Source organism: Gilliamella sp. G0441 (genome assembly GCF_050589305.1).
Taxonomy (GTDB): Bacteria; Pseudomonadota; Gammaproteobacteria; order Enterobacterales; family Orbaceae; genus Gilliamella.
In genome coordinates this window covers 163700-184770 of record NZ_JBNRJF010000005.1, presented here as the reverse complement: position 1 = coordinate 184770, position 21071 = coordinate 163700, and the positions used below count along the sequence as shown (strand labels likewise).

Annotated in this window: 18 protein-coding genes; 16 read left to right on the top strand and 2 right to left on the bottom strand. The window is 36.3% G+C overall.

What is annotated here, in order from left to right; genetic code table 11:
- The 13 genes from ACKJXD_RS06610 to ACKJXD_RS06550 form a co-directional block, all read left to right on the top strand.
- Positions 1–1117, top strand: a 1117-nt coding sequence (locus ACKJXD_RS06610; RefSeq protein WP_430875882.1) for a DUF2345 domain-containing protein, incomplete at its 5' end; no start/stop codon positions are given.
- Complete coding sequence (locus ACKJXD_RS06605) at positions 1117–2016, top strand: hypothetical protein (RefSeq protein WP_430875881.1); 900 nt, start codon at positions 1117–1119, stop codon at positions 2014–2016. The genes ACKJXD_RS06610 and ACKJXD_RS06605, both read left to right, overlap by 1 nt.
- A gap of 35 nt (positions 2017–2051) precedes the next feature.
- Positions 2052–6335, top strand: coding sequence for a toxin VasX (locus ACKJXD_RS06600; RefSeq protein WP_430875880.1), 4284 nt, complete (start codon positions 2052–2054; stop codon positions 6333–6335).
- Between the two features lie 6 nt (positions 6336–6341).
- On the top strand, positions 6342–7064 hold the full coding sequence (locus ACKJXD_RS06595; protein ID WP_430875879.1) for a hypothetical protein: 723 nt from the start codon (positions 6342–6344) through the stop codon (positions 7062–7064).
- A gap of 3 nt (positions 7065–7067) precedes the next feature.
- Positions 7068–7790, top strand: a complete 723-nt coding sequence (locus ACKJXD_RS06590) for a hypothetical protein (protein ID WP_430875878.1) — start codon at positions 7068–7070, stop codon at positions 7788–7790.
- A 3-nt stretch (positions 7791–7793) separates the two neighbouring features.
- Positions 7794–8489 carry a hypothetical protein gene (locus ACKJXD_RS06585; RefSeq protein ID WP_430875877.1) on the top strand — a complete coding sequence of 232 codons (696 nt, stop codon included), beginning with the start codon at positions 7794–7796 and terminating at the stop codon, positions 8487–8489.
- 20 nt (positions 8490–8509) lie between these two features.
- Positions 8510–9220: a hypothetical protein gene (locus ACKJXD_RS06580; protein WP_430875876.1), complete on the top strand. Its 711-nt coding sequence runs from the start codon at positions 8510–8512 to the stop codon at positions 9218–9220.
- Positions 9221–9223: 3 nt separating this feature from the next.
- On the top strand, positions 9224–9919 hold the full coding sequence (locus tag ACKJXD_RS06575) for a hypothetical protein (protein WP_430875875.1): 696 nt from the start codon (positions 9224–9226) through the stop codon (positions 9917–9919).
- Between the two features lie 20 nt (positions 9920–9939).
- Positions 9940–10650: a hypothetical protein gene (locus ACKJXD_RS06570; RefSeq protein WP_430875874.1), complete on the top strand. Its 711-nt coding sequence runs from the start codon at positions 9940–9942 to the stop codon at positions 10648–10650.
- Positions 10651–10653: 3 nt separating this feature from the next.
- Positions 10654–11349, top strand: a complete 696-nt coding sequence (locus ACKJXD_RS06565; RefSeq protein WP_430875873.1) for a hypothetical protein — start codon at positions 10654–10656, stop codon at positions 11347–11349.
- A gap of 20 nt (positions 11350–11369) precedes the next feature.
- Positions 11370–11546, top strand: coding sequence for a hypothetical protein (locus ACKJXD_RS06560; RefSeq protein WP_430875872.1), 177 nt, complete (start codon positions 11370–11372; stop codon positions 11544–11546).
- A 177-nt stretch (positions 11547–11723) separates the two neighbouring features.
- Positions 11724–11996, top strand: coding sequence for a PAAR domain-containing protein (locus ACKJXD_RS06555; protein ID WP_430875871.1), 273 nt, complete (start codon positions 11724–11726; stop codon positions 11994–11996).
- Positions 11996–13198 (top strand): hypothetical protein, encoded by a 1203-nt coding sequence (locus ACKJXD_RS06550; protein WP_430875870.1) that lies wholly within the window; start codon positions 11996–11998, stop codon positions 13196–13198. Before ACKJXD_RS06555 ends, ACKJXD_RS06550 begins: the two co-directional genes overlap by 1 nt.
- A gap of 182 nt (positions 13199–13380) precedes the next feature.
- Here ACKJXD_RS06550 and lipA read toward each other — a convergent pair whose 3' ends face one another.
- Both lipA and lipB read right to left on the bottom strand, forming a co-directional pair.
- Positions 13381–14340: a lipoyl synthase gene (gene lipA, locus ACKJXD_RS06545; protein WP_220216914.1), complete on the bottom strand. Its 960-nt coding sequence runs from the start codon at positions 14338–14340 to the stop codon at positions 13381–13383.
- A gap of 9 nt (positions 14341–14349) precedes the next feature.
- Positions 14350–14970, bottom strand: coding sequence for a lipoyl(octanoyl) transferase LipB (gene lipB, locus ACKJXD_RS06540; protein ID WP_430875869.1), 621 nt, complete (start codon positions 14968–14970; stop codon positions 14350–14352).
- 375 nt (positions 14971–15345) lie between these two features.
- Here lipB and aceE point away from each other — a divergent pair, with 375 nt between their 5' ends.
- The 3 genes from aceE to lpdA are packed head-to-tail and all read left to right on the top strand — an operon-like array spanning position 15346 to position 21070.
- The gene (aceE, locus tag ACKJXD_RS06535; protein ID WP_220216916.1) at positions 15346–18012 is read left to right on the top strand and encodes a pyruvate dehydrogenase (acetyl-transferring), homodimeric type; all 2667 of its coding nucleotides are present in this window, start codon (positions 15346–15348) and stop codon (positions 18010–18012) included.
- Between the two features lie 12 nt (positions 18013–18024).
- Positions 18025–19629 (top strand): pyruvate dehydrogenase complex dihydrolipoyllysine-residue acetyltransferase, encoded by a 1605-nt coding sequence (aceF, locus tag ACKJXD_RS06530; protein ID WP_430875868.1) that lies wholly within the window; start codon positions 18025–18027, stop codon positions 19627–19629.
- A gap of 16 nt (positions 19630–19645) precedes the next feature.
- Entirely contained in the window at positions 19646–21070 is a 1425-nt protein-coding gene (gene lpdA, locus ACKJXD_RS06525; RefSeq protein WP_430875867.1) for a dihydrolipoyl dehydrogenase, read from the top strand.
- Position 21071 lies beyond the last annotated feature (1 nt).

Genomic DNA, 21071 nt, shown 5'->3' with positions numbered 1-21071 from the left:
TACTCAAGGACGATATCGAATAAAATTCAATTTTGATTTAAAAAACTGGAAAAAAGGGGAAGAAAGTTTATGGGTAAGGCTGGCAAAACCTTATTCAGGTGATACATATGGGTTTCATTTTCCATTAATAGATGGAACAGAAGTCGCGATAGGCTTCACGAATGGTAATCCCGATAGACCTTATATAGCTCATGCGATGCATGACAGTACCCATCCAGACCATGTAGCAACTGCTAACAAACATCGTAATGTTATTCGAACACCTGCCAATAACAAATTGCGTATGGATGATAAACGTGGACAAGAACACATTAAATTGGCGACCGAATACGGTAAAACCCAGCTAAATATTGGTCATCTTGTTAACGAAAAGAAAGAAAAGCGTGGCGAAGGCTTTGAACTACGAACGGATGAATGGGGTGCCATACGTTCAGGGAAAGGGCTTTATGTAACAACCGAAGAGCAATCTAAAGCCGATAACACCCAGCTTGAAATGGGTAGCGCTATCGAATCATTACAACAAGCCAGTGAAATGGTCAAAAGGCTTAATGAACTGGCCGAAGCAGCCGAAGCAGAACTGGCTGATTTATCGACGCAAAAACAACTATTAGAGCAAAGTTTAAATGAATTAAAAGAACCGGCAATCTTAAATTATGCACCTTCAGGTATTGCACACACAACACCAAGTTCTATTCAGCATAGTGCTGGTGAAAACATCATCCAAACAGCACAAAACACGGTAGACATCAATGCATTTAAGCGTTTTATGGTGACTGCCGGCAATATGATAAGCCTATTTGCAAATAAAATGGGGATTAAAATATTTGCTTCAAAAGGGAATGTAGATATACAAGCACAAAATGAAGAAATGCATTTAACTTCTAAACAAGATATGAAAATCACAAGTACAGACAGTGAGGTCATCGTATCGGCGAACAAAAAACTGACCTTAAGCTGTAATGGTGTTGCCATTGTATTAGAAAATGGCGAAATAAACTTTTATGCACCAGGTGATGTTAAAGTGAATGCTGCTAGTTTTGGCGTAATCAGTCCAGCGACACTATCCGTTGATGAAACAGCGTTACCATTAGGCAGTACATGTAAGGAAGGTGCTTAATGAAACAGCAATTAATTAACCTATTAAATAGTGAAAGCAATCAACAATATTATCGATATTTACTCTTAGATCCCTTAGTAGCCGTAAGCGAATTGGAATTTATCAGCCTCAATAATATTAAAGATCATTATGGTGAACAAGCGGTTACCCCTGTAATAAGAACAGACTTAGCCTACGATCTTGATGCGTGTCCACAGCTTGTTATTCTCGGTAACCCTGGGCAACCTATTGAACAACGATTATTAAAATTTAGTTTGAGAGAAGCCGAAAATGAATTATTACAAAGCAAGCGTTATGTTTGTAGTTGGCTAGTGAGCCAACACCCACCGAATATAATCGCTCAAATGTTGACTGGCATAGGTAAATATTTAACTCAATTTATCGGTACAAAATTTGTTCCTTTTTATGAGCCATTCCGCATGCAGCTATTACATCAAGGTAATATTATTTGTACTGAATTTTTAGCGGATGTATTTAGCTGTCTGGTCAGTTATAGCTATTTAACTATTAATAAAACCATTTCGACAATCAATCGGTTAAATTACAAACCCAATTCATATAGTATTTTTCTTAGTCAAGAAGCAAAATTTTATCAACAGCATATTAAAGTCATATTCGATATCTACTTAACACAGGTCAGAGTTTATAAAAAACTTGGCAAAGATGTGACGCAAATCGACTTAATTCAATTAGCTAATACTTATCAAAAAGCATGTCAAATTGGATTAACGGATTCAAATGACCAAAGGACTTTTGTATTGATGTCATTACGTTATGGTGATTTGCTCAGTGTCAGCAAAATAAAAGAGGCAATCGACCAAGCCAAACAAGATAAAGGAAGCCTGGAAGAAAGATTTCAAGCAATCGATAGGCAACAATTCTTATCCATTAAAGAATGAGATAAAAAAATAGTATAAAGTATTGGAATAGTAAAATGGAAAAGCAAGAAACAAACAAAACTGCAGAAGAAGAACAACTTCAAAAACGAAAAGAAGAACAAGCCGCTGAACTCGAAGATCGCATTATTTATGCCGAAGCAAACAAAGATGGTAAAGATTCCCGTTCAGCTTTAGCAAATGGCGGTTGTGGCGTTTGTGAACGTAAAGGATTTCCGATTTTTTTAGTTCGAAAAGCCCCGATTAGTACTAACTTTAGCTTAGCCCAACAAATGGGTGAAGCCATTAAACTATCCGATACAAATCGTGAGCCACAAGTTGACTTGCTTACTCATAAATACGTTTATCGAACATTACGAGTCGGTTACGTTTATATCTTAGTGAAACATAAAAATAAAGGATGGGAATTTTTAGGATACGAAGTGACACCATCAGGGGTATTTCGTCATAAAACCATTACTGACTTAAAAGAGCGAAACGTTAAAGAGATCCCCCAAGCATGTACTAAAGATGGTAATCACCATATACCTGGATCTTTTATCAATATTGACACCTCGGTATACGAAGGCGAAGCCTACATAGCTTACACCCGTCGAGCATGGTCTCAAGGTGAAAACAGTGCGGTAGAAAAGTACCTAAAATTGATGAATGAATCCTCGATCACAATTGATTTACCATCCAAACAAAATCAAGGAAATGATTCATCACAAAATGGGCAAAATAGTAATACCGAATCAGCAAAACGCAATACCAAAACTATCGATTTAGATACGGCGTTAAAACGGTTTACCAAAATCAATTTAAATCAGGCAGCTTATAAAGATCCCAACCAACTCACTGAAGGGGGTAAACGAAGTTTTGAATTCAATAAATTATTATCAGATAATTCATTATTAGAATTAGCCGCAAAACCGACAACCATCGTGCATAATGAAGGAAATGATGATGAAAATGATAATGATGATAAACAACTAATTGAAAATAAAAATACCTTTATTACAGCTCATAAATTCAACTCGTTACGAGATCGCCATAAAGCAAACAAAAAAGAGTATTTAGATTCTTGCGATGTATTAAAAAACCAAATTAATACATTTGAAAAAGATAAGCGTTTTGTCGTGCCAGTTGTTGTGATTGAAGATCCGTTTGGTATTGCAGAAGAGCTAAGTTTACAAAGACAGCTAAAAATCGAACCCATTACGCAGTTAATTATTCAATCGGAAGAAATCTATGCTAAGAAAATCGATGAAAATTACAAAAAAATCATCGAAGCAAACAAACGGTTAGATGAAAAATACAATGCGATATTAAACAATAAAGAGCCGGTAAGTGATAAAAGTATCTTTGATGACATTAACGAACATCAATATTATGACACCTACCACTCGTTGAGTTCAAATATTATCAGTAAAGAATATTTTAAAGAAGAAAGATTGCATAAACGCAAAACTTTAGCGTTAATAAATGAATACCGCAACCAAATTATCTCGTCTGAAACAGCAAAAGCGAAAGATAAGGTTTTCTATGACTATTATACATACATTGACACCGGACAAGGCCCACTTTTTAATAATTTTCCTAAATCAGAAGGTTATTTAAAGCAAGGCTTTGTCGAAATAGCCATGAGCAAAGAGGAAAAAAGTAAACATTTAGAAAAATTTAAAGGTTTAATGGGTATAACATATCTTGATGTTAGAGCTTTCAAGCAAAATAACACTGCTGAACAAGCCGCCAATGAAAACATAGAAAAACAATTAGAAAAATACAACAGTTTAATCAACACGTCAGAAGAGCAAAATTTTATAGCGAAAGAACAAGCGGACTATAACAAGTTTGTCAAATCAATTGCTAAGCTATCGCAAGATTACTTTTATTACTTAATCTGGTTATTTGGTTTCAATGGATGTTCACAATATGCCCCTTCGGCAATTAATCAATACAATGATTGTGAATTTTGGTTAATCGAGTGTGATACTAACTGTTCCAATAATCATGTTGGCTACCTAAGTGATTTTATAAAACTGATTGATTTTACTTGTCTGGGTAATGTAAAAATGGAAGAACAATCAGCGGTATGGGATACCCTGCTTAACAATGCAGACAGTCTTTTTTATCACCTGATTGATGGTCAACAAGGCAGTTTTTGGGAGTTAGTTTTCAATAAACGCCTGAATATTATGCAAGACGAACTCGCATTACATTCGAGTTTTGTACCACAATTAACGAATAAAACCGAAGATCAAATTAAAGCTTATTTGCAACAGCAGTATGATAACGAACAAGCAGCGAAGCAAAAGCGTGTAGAGCAAACGAAAGTTCTTTTACAAGAACTGGAAGAAGATTTAGGGCAAGGCAAGTTAGCGAATAACTTTTTTGCCGAAAAAGGTGAACTTATGCTAAATCTCTATTTCATGCTATTTGCGCGTGTTTCAGCAGGATTGGCAAACCGCCCACCAATGCAATCTCTAACCAATCAGAAGCAAGGTACAAAACAAGCGGACGCCTTGCAATTAAAAGTTATACCATTAATTATTCAAAGTAATCTGGTTATTCATGGTTACTTAATGCTGTATATTAAGCTGCAAAATATCCCGATTGCAAAATTATCTGAAGTTTTGAATTTTTGGGAACCATTTGAAAGTAGCGGTCAAGAACTGTCTTATAAAAATTACACCCTAACGGATGATCAAGACAGTACCATCGATTGGGATTTGATGTCTACGTATGCCGATTATCTGGCATTCGGATTACAAATAATCGAAATTGGCGCAAATGAAACGATATTACAAAATGGTAAAGAGCTGTTTCGAGCAATTAAAGCGACGTTAACATTTGCATTGAATCGAAATTGGTTAGATGCAGCATTAACGTTTGGATTTGCCCATAGCCGAAGCTTAAATATCGTCAACCAGATCAAAGGTGATTTTTGTAAGAGTATATTGGAAAATATTCAAGAAACCTATATAAATACCTCTATAGAAACTGATTTACCAACAAAAAAAGATATTTCAATCGGTATTGGTAAAGTGGCAGTCGCTGGCGTACAGTCCTTAGTTACCCATATTCAATATATGGAAAATTTGAAAAAATTAGATGATCCCACATTAAGCGAAACTGCTCGTTTCGAAATAAAACGCGATGTGCAATTTGGCTTATGTAAAGTAGTTGCAAACTACGCATCATTAATTAATGAAACGTTATTGTTTCTGAATCAAACACTACCTATAGCCTGGCGACAAACATTAGAATTAAATAGAGGATTAAAATTGCTAAGCAATGGTATTCTTAAAAGTTCGGTAGGGGTAACAGCGGTATTAGGCTCAATAACCAGTTTTATCACTATACTGGAAGGGAGCATATTATTTTTAAAAGGTTATGCCAAAGGGGGCGAAGTAGGCACAGCCTATATGATTGCAGGTGGCTTGCAAATGTTCTCGGGTTTTGTTTTTTTGATTCAATCAGTTGGATTATTAGGATTATTTTCTGGCCCGATTGGTGCAGCAATATTTATCCTAGGACTAGTTGCGGGTGTTGCTGCTGCAATTATACAAATGATCTATAAAGATGAAACCGATGACTGGGATAAAATGCAAATCTGGTTTAATTACTGCCTATTTGGATTACAAAAAACAAGTGATAAAGGCGTACCTTATTTAGCCAACTTTGACAGCATGGCATTAGCCATCAATGACTTTATGGTGGCAAGAACAGGACTTTATGCGGTGCTTCAGTTCGACAATAACAAAATATACTATATGGACGAAATGAGGAAAGTAAAAGAAATTCTAGAATTACAAAATCAAATGCCAAAAGTTGACGTCGGTTCCTACCCATTAGGCGGTTACGATAATCTAATCAAATCTTTTTGTAAGGAAATATATCTTTCGGTGGGGTTGCCTAATTTTAAATCGGAACTGAGTGATTATGAAGGTAAAATTCGATTTTTAGATAAACATACGCAAGAACTAGTGACATTAAATATTAGTAATGGCAAACAGTATCCGATTCTTACTTTTACGCAAGATTCCGTTGAAGATTTGCTGATTAAACGCAAAGCGCCTTTAGCACCTGTGACAGAAGATGATGAATTAGTGAAAAACAAAGTTGGAAAGGTGGAATCTTATAAAGATGCAGTAGATGATGACGGGAATGATTTGGGTTACTTTCAAATTTTCTATAAAACAGGTGAATGTTATTTTTCGACTAATAATGAAATTAATTTACAACTCTACTATTGGCCAACCGGTAGAACCACCAAAGATAATCAAGGTAACACAGTGGATGCCAATCCAATTATCATTTCGGATACATACAAAAGGTAATGATTTATGCAACAAAAAAACAGTAAATTCATCAAACTATTAGCCTTAATGATCGCGGGTAGTAGTTTAGTTGGTTGTTATAATAAAGAAGAATTTAAACACATTATTCAAAACGGGTATGACAAAGTACGTGCCAATACGAAAGTAAAAGGCGATTTTTGCTATTACTTAGGGGTACTAAAATTCCCCTATACCGATCAGCCAAAATTAGACGAAGACAGTCGGTGGACAACTTGGAATAAAGAAGATCTTGCTGTAAGTTTACCCCTATTTGCCGAAATTGGTTTATTAAGTCGACAACCCGTTGAGGGTCAATCAGGACTGTATCATTATGATTTAACCGACTTAGGTCGAGAATATTGGAATCAATATGTTAAGAAAGGCGTGTCAGGGCCACTTTATCATAATCAATTTTGTTATGGACCGATCGTGGTCGAACGAGTGACAGATGTCACCAAAAAGGAGTATACCCGAGCGCAAGGTTATAGCTATAACGAAGTCAATTTGCTGGTTCAGTTTCAATATCATGTAATAGACATTCCCGACTGGGCAATCAACAACCAAGAAAAATTGAATGCGGTATATCCCCAAGTAAAAGTAAGATTACCTGATAGAAATTATTTGCAAACTATAAAATTTTATGTAGGTAAAGATGAAAAATTATATCAAGATAATCTTTCCTATTTTCAACTTAAACCTACAAGTGAAGCAATAGACAATAGCAAATAATTTATGAAGCAAAAAAACAGTAAATTCATCAAACTATTAGCGCTATTGATTGCCGTTAGTAGTTTAGTTGGTTGTTATAACAAAGAAGAATTTAAACGCATTATTCAAAACGGGTATGACGAAGCACGTGCCAATACGAAAGTAAAAGGCGATTTTTGCTATTACTTAGGGGTACTAAAATTCCCCTATACCGATGAGCCAAAATTAGACGAAGACAGTCGGTGGAAGACTTGGAATAAAGAAGATCTTGCTGTAAGTTTACCCCTTTTTGCTGAAATTGGCTTATTAAGTCGACAACCTGTGGAAGGGCAATCGGAACTGTATCATTATGACTTAACCGACTTAGGTCGAGAGTATTTATATCAATATGTTGAAAAAGGTGTTTCAGGGCCACTTCACCATACTCAGTTTTGTTATGGACCAATAGTGGTTGAACGAGTGACAGATGTCACCAAAAATGAGTACACCCGAGCACAAGGTTATAGCTACAACAAAGTCAACCTTGATGTCTATTATGAATATCATGTTATCGATGTGCCAAATTGGGTAATAAATAATCAAGATAAGCTTAATGCGGTGTATATTCAAACTAAAGCAAGATTACCCAGAAAAACTTATAAAGATATTGTAACGTTTAATGTTGGTAAAGAGGGAAAATTATATCAAGATACTTTAGGTTACAAACGTATTAAACCAGTAGGCGGAGCACAGTCTGATAAAGAATGATTTATGAAACCAAAAAACAGTAAATTGACCCAACTATTATTGCTATTGATTGCTTGCAATAGTTTAGTTGGTTGTTATAACAAAGAAGAATTTAAACACATTATTCAAGACGGTTATGACAAAGCACGCGCCAATACGAAAGTAAAAGGCGATTTTTGCTATTACTTAGGGGTACTAAAATTCCCCTATACCGATGAGCCAAAATTAGACGAAGACAGTCGGTGGACAACTTGGAATAAAGAAGATCTTGCTGTAAGTTTACCCCTCTTTGCCGAAATTGGTTTATTAAGTCGGCAGCCCGTGGCAAGGCAATCGGGACTGTATCATTATGACTTAACTGACTTAGGTCGAGAATATTGGCATCAATATATTGATAATAGAGGCCCAAGACCACTCTACCATAATGAATTTTGTTATGGACCGATAGTGGTTGAACGAGTGACAGATGTCACCAAAAATGAGTACACTCGAGCACAAGGTTATAGTTATAACAAAGTTAATCTTGAAGTAGATTATGAATATCATGTTATCGATGTGCCAGATTGGGTAATAAACAATCAAGATAAACTCAATGAGATTTATACACAAACTAAAGCACAGCTACCTGGTAAAACCTATGAGGATGTTATAACATTTAATGTTGGTAGAGAGGGTAAGTTATACGAAGATAGTCTTACTTACAAACAAATTAAACCGTAAGAATTTAGGTGATGGAAAAGATGAGTAAACTCATTCAACTATTAGCGCTATTGATCGCGGGTAGTAGTCTAGTTGGTTGTTATGACAAAGAAGAATTTAAACGTATTATTCAAGACGGTTATGACGAAGCACGCGCCAAAACAAAAGTAAAAGGCGATTTTTGTTACTATTTAGGGGTACTAAGATTTCCTTATACCGATGAGCCAAAATTAGACGAAGACAGTCGATGGACAACGTGGAACAAAGGTAGATTATCAAAGTCATTACCCCTATTTGCCAAAATCGGCTTATTAAGTCGACAACCTGTGGAAGGTCAATCGGGACTGTATCATTATGACTTAACTGATTTAGGTCGAGAATATTTATATCAATATGTTGAAAAAGATGAGTCAGGACCACTTCATCATACTCAGTTTTGTTATGGACCAATAGTGGTTGAACGAGTGACAGATGTCACCAAAAATGAGTACACTCGAGCACAAGGTTATAGCTATAACAAAGTCAATCTTGAAGTGGATTATAAATATCATGTTATCGATGTGCCAGATTGGGTGATAAACAACCAAGAAAAACTGAATGCAGTATATACGCAAGGAGATGTGAGATTACCAAATAAAAGTTATGTGCAAACTATAACGTTCAAGGTTGGTAAAGGTGATAAATTATATCAAGATAGCCTATCCTATTTTCAACTTAAACCCATAAGTGAAACAATGGAAAATAGCAAATAATTTATGAAACAAAGAAACAGTAGATTGACCCAACTATTAGCGCTATTGATTGCTGGCAGTAGTTTAGTTGGCTGTTATAACAAAGAAGAATTTAAACGCATTATTCAAGACGGTTATGACAAAGCACGTGCCAATACGAAAGTAAAAGGTGATTTTTTCTATTACTTAGGCGTACTAAGATTCCCTTATACGGATGAGCCAGTATTAGAAACGGATATAAGATGGGATATTTGGAATAAACGTAAATTATCAAGGTCATTACCTCTATTTGCCGAAATTGGTTTATTAAGTCGACAGCCTGTGGAAGGTCAATCAGGACTGTATCATTATGACTTAACCGACTTAGGTCGAGAGTATTGGCATCAATATATTGATAATAGAGATGATGAACCTCTCTACCATAATGAATTTTGTTATGGACCGATAGTAGTCGAACGGGTGACAAATTTCAAAAAATATGAGTATACACGTGCAAAAGGTTATAGTTATAACGAAGTTCAGCTTGAAGTTTATTATGAATATCATGTTAACGAAGTGCCAGATTGGGTGATAAATAATAAAGACAAAATCAAAGCAATTTATGGTGCAAGTACAGTGGAATTACCAGGAAAAACCAATAAAGAGGTTGTGAGATTTTATGTTGGTAAGGATGATAAATTATATCAAAATAGCCTGTCCTATTTTCAATTTAAACCATAACCCCAAAGGCTTTAAAAAAGATGAGTAAACTCACCCAATTATTAGCCCTATTGATTGCTGGCAGTAGTTTAGTTAGTTGTTATAACAAAGAAGAATTTAAACACATTATTCAAAACGGTTATGACAAAGTGCGCGCCAATACGAAAGTAAAAGGCGATTTTTGTTATTACATAGGAGATCTTCGATTCCCTTATACTGATGAGCCGGTGAAGGAAGACGATACCAGAGGTATGATTTGGAATAAGGAAGATCTTGCTAAAAGTTTACCTTTATTTGCCGAAATTGGCTTATTAAGTCGACAACCTGTGGAAGGGCAGTCGGGACTGTATCAATATGATTTGACCGACTTGGGTCGAGAATATTGGCATCAAGATATTGATAATAGATTTAAAAGAACACGTTACTATAATCAATTTTGTTACGGACCGATCGTGGTTGATCGGGTGACTGATGTCACCAAAAAGGAGTATACCCGAGCACAAGGTTATAGCTACAACGAAGTCAATTTATTGGTTCAGTTTCAATATCATGTGATAGATGTTCCGGATTGGGCAATAAACAATCAAGAAAAATTATATATCGTATATCCCCAAGTAAAAGTAAGGTTACCTGATAAAAGTTATGTGCAAACTATAAAATTTTATGTAGGTAAAGATGATAAATTATATCAAAATAACTTATCCTATTTTCAACTTAAACCTACAAGTGAAGCAATAGACAATAGCAAATAATTTATGAAATCAAAAAACAGTAAATTCACCAAACTATTAGCCCTATTGATTGTTGGTAGTTGTTTAGTTGGTTGTTATAACAAAGAAGAATTTAAACACATTATTCAAGACGGTTATGACAAAGCACGTGCCAATACGAAAGTAAAAGGTGATTTTTGCTATTACTTAGGCGTACTAAGATTCCCTTATACGGATGAGCCAGTATTAGAAACGGATATAAGATGGGATATTTGGAATAAACGTAAATTATCAAGGTCATTACCTCTATTTGCCGAAATTGGTTTATTAAGTCGACAGCCTGTGGAAGGTCAATCAGGACTGTATCATTATGACTTAACCGACTTGGGTCGAGAATATTGGCATCAATATATTGATAATAGAGATGATGAACCTCTCTATCATAATGAATTTTGTTACGGACCGATTGTAGTGGAACGGGTGACCGATGTCACCAAAAATGAGTATACCCGAGCACAAGGTTATAGCTATAACAAAGTCAATCTTGAAGTAGATTATGAATATCATGTTATCGATGTGCCAGATTGGGTAATAGACAATCAAGATAAACTCAACGAGATTTATACACAAACTAAAGCGCAACTACCCGGTAAAACTTACGAGGAAGTTATAACATTTAATGTTGGTAAAGAGGGTAAGTTATACGAAGATAGTCTTACTTACAAACAAATTAAACCGTAAGAATTTAGGTGATGGAAAAAATGAGTAAACTCACCCAATTATTAGCCCTTCTGATTGCTGGTACCAGTCTCGTTGGTTGTTATAACAAAGAAGAATTTAAACGCATTATTCAAGACGGTTATGACGAAGCACGAGCCAAAACAAAAGTAAAAGGCGATTTTTGCTATTACACAGAAGCCTTTAAACCAATAAGCTAATCCTCGTGCTGGAAAATGTGTTCAAAGTGGGAATATGAGATTTAATGTGAACCGATTAATAGTTTAAAAGCCAACAGATGTTAATTAAAGATAATAATTTTAATTTAAATATTAATTATTTATAATTAGTTAGAGTAAAAATAGATAAAAGTAAGCAAAGGTAGAAAGGAAGTAAAAATGACGAATTTACGAGGCATTATTCGTTTAGGTGATGATACTAATCATGGCGGTAAGGTCATAACCGCTTCAACCACGATGAAAGTGATGGGTAAACCAGTTGCTCGTGTTGGTGATTTAGTCAGTTGCCCCATTCATAAGCATGGTGTTAATGCAATTGTAGAAGGTGAACCTACAATGACAGATCAAGGTAAAAAAATTGCTTTAGATGGGCACAAAACTGCTTGTGGTTGTTCGTTAATTTCATCTATCTCTAAAGTAGGAAAAAGCTGATGCCTGTTGATTTCAAATCATTACCTTCACCTCTTCCTAAACAAAAAAAATTTAGTTTTTTACTCTGGATTGGTTTGTTTTTTTTAATGATACTTATCGGTTTCATTTCTACATTAAGTTATAGTTTTTTTAATCGAGTGTCCGATTTTTGGTTTATAAGCGGTTCGCTTACCATCCCGGTATTATTATGGATTTTTTGCTTGTTGTATTGTCTTTATTTAAGACTTGATACAAGTATATATCGAGATAATTGGAATGCTAAAATTGAAAAAGAACGTCAAAAGTTAATCGAATTTGCAAAATGTGGTTTGTACGTTATTGATTACTCACTTGAAACCCATCATGGCAAATTTGGTAATGGTATAGGTGTAGCCAGTCATAAAATTTTATTGAGTTCGAAGCAGGTTGGTGACCAAAAAGAATTTTATGCTTATAGTGCTTTACCCATTCCAGACAGGTTATCGTCTAATGATGCATACAAAAGAATTCATTTAATATTTGTAGGGTGGTTATCGACTTATCAATTACTTCTTAAGCAGTTATCTCCTAATTTGAATATCCATGTACGCTTATTTATTGACACTGAATCTAAAGTTGATGAACTTGAAGAGATTTGGGCTCAAACACTTGGCACTGTTATTAAGCCTACTAGCTTTGAAATCGAGGATCCTAAACATAGTACGACATTTATAGAATCATGGTTAGATCAAAGTCAGTATGATACCGATTTATTATTGGTCATTAGTGCTCATCTTTTTCATACACCCGATAAAAATGAAGGGGAATTTGCTTCGTTATTATTACTTGCTGGAGAAAAGGCTATTGCTGATTCTTCACTTTCTGATTTTCGTAAATTATCCGCTAAAATTTATCGGAGTGAGCAAACACAACATCTCAATGAGACTTTAGATAAAGCATTACTATGGGGTGGCAATGACGATAAAGATTATGATGGTATTTGGATTAGTGCGGTAACAGAGAAACAACAAAAAGCAGTATTAAATTATTTTAATGAAATCAAGTTTCAACCAAATAATTTTTTCAATGTTGATGATTCGATAGGTATTGCTGGAGATTGTGCATATTGGTTGTCATTAACTTTAGCTGTTGAAAAGACTTTAGATAGTAAGAACAAGCAGTTTGTACTAATCGGAAAACCCAAGATTACGGCTTCAGTAGTGGCTTGCCCTCAACTGAGTTAAAAAAGGTGATGTTATATTTACCTTAAATTATAGTGATTTTGATAGTGTTATTTTAAGAAAATAACACTTTTTCAACACTTACAGTTAGGTTAACTATAACATCTCGAATCGTTATTAAAAAGTAGGTATTGTTATTATTACTTTTATAGATAGTATCTTGATTAAATAAAATAATAAATATTCTATTTCACTTCTTTTCCCATCGCTTGTAAATCAGCATGATAAGATGAACGAACAAAAGGACCACACGCTGCATGGGTAAATCCCATATTTAAGGCGATTTGTTTTAATTCATCAAATTCAGATGGTGAAACATAACGTTCAACAGGTAGATGATATTTACTTGGTTGTAAATATTGTCCTAAGGTTAACATTGTCACACCGTGGCTACGTAAATCTTTTAAAACTTGAATAAGCTCTTCATTTGTTTCACCTAATCCAACCATTAAGCCTGATTTTGTGGGAATATTAGGGTGTCTTTCTTTAAAGGCTTTTAATAATTTTAATGACCCTTCATAGTTTGCACCAGGGCGTATCTTTTTGTATAAACGGGGGATGTTTTCAAGATTATGATTAAACACATCAGGAGGCGTTTGGCTTAAAACATCAACGGCTTGATCAATACATCCTCGAAAGTCTGGTGTTAGTGTCTCTACTTTAATATTAGGACTTAATGCTCGAATCTCTTTAGTACATGCTGCAAAATGACTTGCACCACCATCTTTTAAATCGTCTCTATCAACCGAAGTAATCACCACATAGCGCAATCTCATCTCTTGAATCGTTTTAGCAAGTTTAACGGGTTCTTCGTGATCAGGTGGTAATGGTCTACCGTGCGCAACATCACAAAATGGGCAACGGCGTGTACAAATATCCCCTAAAATCATAAAGGTAGCCGTTCCGTGATTAAAACATTCCGCTAAATTTGGACAAGACGCTTCTTCACAAACCGAATGTAAGCCATGTTTGCGCATAGTATTTTTTATATGTGCAATATTATCACTATTCGCTGATAGTTTGATTCTCATCCATTCAGGTTTTTTTAATGGTGCGGAATCTTCTACCGTAATGGTTGGAATTAAGCGTGTTTTATCTGCATCACGGTATTTAGAGCTTCGGATTATTGGTTCATCATTTGGCATAATTTTATCTTATTGATTTTGTAGCTGGCTAATAAAGTTATCAGTTAATTGTTGCTTAATAGCTTTGCGATCGATTGATGAGACATAGTCTTTTAATTGTGTCATTTGCAATCCAGCATAGCCACAAGGATTAATATAAGTAAACGGAGTGATATCCATATCAATATTTAAAGCAAGTCCATGCAATGTGCAACCTCGTTGGATGTGTAAACCAAGTGAACAGATTTTTTTAGAATCAATATAAACGCCAGGTGCATCGGGTTTGGCATAAGCTATAATATCATAATTAGCTAAAGTTTGTATGACACTGTTTTCCAGATAACTGACCATATCACGAATGCCGAGTTTGGCTCTTTTTAAGTCAAAGAGTATATACATAATTTGCTGACCAAGAGCATGGTAGGTGATTTGACCGCCTCTATCTGTTTGTACAACAGGTATATTTGTTTGTTTAAGTAAGTGTTCAGGTTTACCCACTTTACCTTGAGTGAAAACCGCATGATGTTCGACAAGCCAGATTTGATCGGGTGTCTGATTATCTCGACTTTGAGTAAACTCATGCATAGCTTGATACGTTTGCATGTAAGGTTGTATATTCAAATCTTTGATAATAATGTCTTTGTTTATCATGCTCGTTTTTTCAGTCTCTACGTTGCATTGCTTTAAAATTTACATTTATATATCAGATTTTACTATAGCTTGACAACCTATGCTTGAACAAGGTATAACCATATAGATATTTCTTTAATTTTTCACTTCTTAAAAATTCTTTTATATCAATGAAATATATGCTCTAAGTCGTATTTATTGGAATAGTTGATTAATTTGATAGGAATTAACATTCTTTTCTAAACTCAGGTTTACTTTACTTTTTTTCTGAAAATGGCAGACTGATATAAGTAAAGCTCCATAATGCAGAATTGAAGCTTATATATTTAGTTATGCTTTTGTGATAGCTAAGGATAGCAAAAACTGCATTTTTTTTAACAAAAAAGAGGTTTTTATATGTCGGACATGCAAATGAATGATATCGATCCATTTGAAACGCAAGATTGGCTGAAAAGTATCGAGTCGATTATTCGTGAAGAGGGAATCGAACGTGCTCAGTACATTATCGAACAAATAGTCAACAAAGCCAGAGATGGTGGCGTTCCACTTCTTTTCGGTTCTTCAACAAGTAATTATATCAATACCATTCCAGTAGAAGAACAACCTGCTTATCCAGGCGACTGGGAAATTGAAAGGCGCATTCGTTCAATTGTTCGTTGGAATGCTATCATGATGGTATTACGAGCATCTAAAAAGGATTTAGAGCTTGGCGGTCATATGGCTTCATTCCAATCGGCAGCCACTTTTTATGAAGTCTGTTTTAATCACTTCTTCCGTGCTCGCAACGATAAAGATGGTGGTGACTTGGTCTACTTCCAAGGTCACATTTCACCCGGTATCTATTCTCGTGCTTTCATCGAAGGACGTTTGACTGAAGAACAATTAGATAACTTCCGTCAAGAAATTCATGGTAAAGGTTTACCATCTTATCCGCACCCTAAATTATTACCAGAATTTTGGCAATTCCCAACCGTATCTATGGGATTAGGGCCAGTAAGTGCTATTTATCAAGCTCGTTTCTTAAAATATTTACATCATCGTGGACTAAAAGATACCTCTGAACAAACCGTTTACGCTTTCTTAGGTGATGGTGAAATGGACGAGCCAGAATCTAAAGGTGCAATTACGGTGGCAACCCGTGAAAAACTAGATAATTTAGTTTTCGTTGTTAACTGTAACCTGCAAAGACTTGATGGACCAGTAACCGGTAATGGTAAGATTATCAACGAACTTGAAGGGATTTTTGCTGGCGCAGGTTGGAATGTTATCAAAGTGCTTTGGGGTGATCGTTGGGATAAATTATTACAAAAAGATAAATCAGGTAAATTGATTCGTTTAATGAACGAAACCCTTGACGGTGACTATCAAACTTTCAAATCAAAAGATGGTGCTTATGTGCGTGAGCATTTCTTTGGTAAATATCCTGAAACGGCTGAATTAGTAAAAGACATGAGCGATGAAGAAATCTTCAGACTCAACCGTGGTGGTCAAGATCCAGAGAAGATGTTTGCGGCATTTAGTCGTGCTAAAGAGACTAAAGATCGTCCTACCGTGATATTAGCACATACTATTAAAGGCTATGGTATGGGTGAAGCGGCTGAAGGTAAAAATATTGCTCACCAAGTGAAAAAAATGAATATGGACGGCGTTCGTCATGTTCGTGATTTCTTTAACATCCCAGTTAATGATGAATCACTTGAAAAATTACCTTACATTAAATTTGAAGAACATACGCCAGAATATAAATATATTCATGAACGTCGCCAAGCATTACATGGTTATGTACCTTCACGATTAACTAAATTCTCAGGCACCGTGTCAATTCCACCGTTAAGTGAATTTGCGCCACTACTTGAAGAGCAATCAAAAGAGATTTCGACCACTATTGCTTTTGTTCGTGCGCTTAACATTATGCTTAAAGATAAAGATCTTGCTCCTCGTTTAGTGCCAATTTTAGCAGATGAAGCAAGAACATTTGGTATGGAAGGCTTATTCCGTCAAATTGGTATCTATAATCCACACGGTCAACAATATACGCCACAAGACAAAGAACAAGTGGCTTATTATCGTGAAGACGAAAAAGGACAAATTCTACAAGAAGGTATTAATGAATGTGGTGCAACGGCTTCATGGCTTGCAGCTGCAACATCTTACAGTACCAACGACTTACCAATGATTCCATTTTATATTTACTACTCAATGTTTGGTTTCCAACGTATTGGTGACTTAATGTGGGCAGCAGGGGATCAACAAGCACGTGGCTTTATGATCGGTGGGACTTCAGGTCGAACAACCTTAAATGGTGAAGGTCTACAACACCAAGACGGTCATAGTCATATTCAATCTTTAACCATTCCTAATTGTATTTCATATGATCCAGCTTACGCTTATGAAGTGGCGGTGATTATGCAAGATGGTTTACGCCGTATGTATGGTGAGCAAGAAAATGTTTACTATTACATTACCACACTAAATGAAAACTATGCACAACCAGCAATGCCAAAAGGTGCTGAAGAGGGTATTCGTCGTGGTATTTATAAACTCGATACGGTTAAAGGTAAAAAAGGTAGCCCAACCGTTCAATTATTAGGTTCAGGTGCAATTTTACGTCATGTTCGTGAAGCCGCAGAAATTTTGGCTAAAGATTACGGCATTGGATCCGATGTATATAGTGTTACTTCGTTTACTGAATTGGCTCGTGAAGGTCAAGATTGTGAACGTTATAACATGTTACATCCAAGTGAAAAACCAAAAGTACCTTATGTAACACAAGTGATGAATAATAACCCAGCAGTGGTTTCTACAGACTATATGAAACTGTTTGCTGAGCAAATTCGTGCCTTTGTACCAGCTGAAAGCTACAGAGTACTTGGTACTGATGGTTTTGGTCGCAGTGATAGTCGTGAAAACTTACGCCATCATTTTGAAGTCGATGCATCTTATGTTGTTGTTGCAGCATTAGGTGAGCTTGCTAAACGTGGTGATATTAAAGCCAGCGTTGTTGATGAAGCGATTAAAAAGTTTGAAATCAATGCTGACAAACTAAACCCACGTATTGCATAAGAGGTAACCAACATGAGTATTGAAATTAAATTACCTGACATTGGCAGTGATGAAGTCGAAGTCACCGAAATCCTTGTAAAAGTGGGAGATAAGGTGGAAGTCGATCAATCATTATTAACGGTTGAAGGCGATAAAGCCTCAATGGAAATCCCTGCACCACAAGCAGGGATCGTAAAATCTATCTCAGTCAAAGTCGGCGATAAAGTTAAAACTGGTGTCGATATTATGGTATTTGATACCGAGAATGGCGCAGAATCTGCGCCAGCTCAAGCAGAGTCTGCCCCGAAAGTCGATGTTGCTCCACAAGCGGCAGCAGTGAGTCAAACAGTCGATGTTAATGTGCCAGATATTGGCGGTGACGAAGTCGAAGTGACCGAAATTTTAGTAAAAGTCGGTGATACCATATCGGTTGATGATTCACTTATTACTGTTGAGGGTGATAAAGCCTCAATGGAAATACCTGCATCAATCGCAGGTGTCGTTAAAGCTATCACGGTTAAAATTGGCGATAAAGTGAAAACAGGTTCCAAAATTATGGAATTTGAAACAGCATCCAGCAGTGCACCAGCTAAAGCTGCAACTGCAACGCCAGCGCCGACAGCACCAGAAAAATCAGCTTCGGTTGCTGCACCGGTGAGTAATGTTGCTACGCCAGCAGTGACGGCTTCTACAACGGCAAGTAATGATTTTGTTGAAAATGATGCTTACGCACATGCAACACCATCTGTTCGTCGTTTAGCGCGTGAATTTGGCGTGAATCTGGCTAAAGTGCCACCAACAGGGCCTAAAAACCGAATCCTACGTGAAGACATTCAAGCTTACGTTAAAAATGCGGTTAAACAGGTTGAAAGTGGTGCCGCAGGCGGAGCATTACCGGGATTATTACCATGGCCAAAAGTTGATTTTAGCAAATTTGGTGAAGTTGAAACCTTGCCATTAACTAAAATCCAAAAAGTGTCAGGCGCAAATTTACATCGTAACTGGGTCATGATTCCACATGTTACCGAATTTGATGAAACCGATATCACGGATTTAGAAGCATTCCGTAAGCAACAAAATGCCGAAGCAGAGAAGAAAAAACTCGATCTTAAGATTACGCCGTTAGTGTTTATTATGAAAGCGGTTGCAAGTGCATTAACTGCTTATCCACGTTTTAATAGTTCGCTATCGGAAGATGCACAAACCTTGATTGTTAAAAAATACATCAATATTGGTGTAGCTGTTGATACGCCAAATGGTTTAGTCGTGCCGGTATTTAAAGATGTGAATAAAAAAGGCATCGTTGAGTTGTCACGTGAACTTGCCGAAATCTCGAAAAAAGCTCGTGATGGTAAATTAACTGGTGCAGATATGCAGGGCGGATGTTTTACTATCTCAAGTCTGGGTGGTATTGGTACAACTTCATTCACACCAATTGTGAATGCACCCGAAGTCGGTATCTTAGGGGTGTCACGCTCAAGCATGAAACCAGTTTGGAATGGTAAAGAGTTTACGCCTCGTCTAATGTTACCTCTATCTCTGTCATTCGATCATCGTGTGATTGATGGTGCAGATGGTGCACGCTTCTTAAGCCATATTGTTAACGTCTTATCTGACTTACGTCGATTAGTGATGTAGTTTAGGAGAATAAATTATGAGTCAAGAAGTTAAAACACAAGTTGTGGTTTTAGGTGCTGGGCCAGCAGGTTACTCTGCTGCGTTCCGTGCAGCCGATCTTGGATTAGACGTAACGTTAGTTGAACGCTATTCTACTTTAGGTGGTGTATGTTTAAATGTGGGATGTATTCCTTCTAAAGCGCTTTTACATGTTGCAAAAGTCATGGACGAAGCCAAATCGCTAACAGAACATGGAATTCACTTTGGTACACCTAAACTTGAACTGGATAAAGTTCGAGGTTGGAAAGAAAAGGTCATTAATCAGTTAACTAATGGGTTAGCGGGTATGGCTAAAATGCGTAAAGTCAATGTTATTCAGGGCGAAGCGCAATTTACCGGTAGTCATACTATGGATGTGACATCTGCAAAAGGTATTACTAAAATTACGTTTGATAATGCCATTATCGCAGCTGGATCCAGACCAATTAAATTACCTTTTATTCCGCATGATGATCCTCGTATTTGGGATTCAACAGATGCGCTTGCTTTAACAACCATTCCTAAAAAATTATTGTTAATGGGTGGGGGTATTATTGGACTTGAAATGGGTACTGTTTATCATGCCTTAGGTTCAGAAGTTGATGTGGTTGAAATGTTTGATCAGGTTATTCCTGCTGCTGATAAAGATGTGATCAAAGTCTTTACAAAACAGATTCAGGATAAATTCACCCTACGTCTTGAAACTAAAGTGACGACAGTTGAAGCTAAACATGATGCAATTTATGTCACAATGGAGAAAAAAGACGGAACGACTGAAACTCATACTTATGATGCCGTATTAGTCGCAATTGGGCGTTCACCTAATGGAAAACTTATCAGCGCTGAAAAAGCCGGCGTAAACGTAACTGATCGTGGCTTTATTGAAGTTGATAAGCAAATGCGCACCAATGTACCACATATTTACGCTATAGGTGATATTGTTGGTCAACCTATGCTTGCACACAAAGGTGTTCACGAAGGACATGTGGCTGCTGAAGTGATTGCCGGCAAAAAACACTATTTTGATCCAAAAACGATTCCTTCTATCGCTTATACTGAGCCAGAAGTGGCTTGGGTCGGTTTAACCGAAAAAGAAGCGAAAGAAAAGGGTATCGATTATGAAGTGTCTATCTTCCCATGGGCGGCATCTGGGCGAGCTATCGCATCGGATTGTTCACAAGGCATGACAAAGCTGATCTTTAACAAAGCAGATAATCGCCTTTTAGGTGGTGCAGTTGTTGGTGTTAATGGCGGTGAATTGCTTGGTGAGATTACTCTTGCGGTTGAAATGGGTTGTGATGCCGAAGATATCGCCTTAACTATTCATGCGCATCCAACTCTTCATGAATCGATTGGACTTGCGTCTGAAATTTATGAAGGAACAGTAACCGATTTACCAAATCCGAAAGCTGTAAAAAAATAGT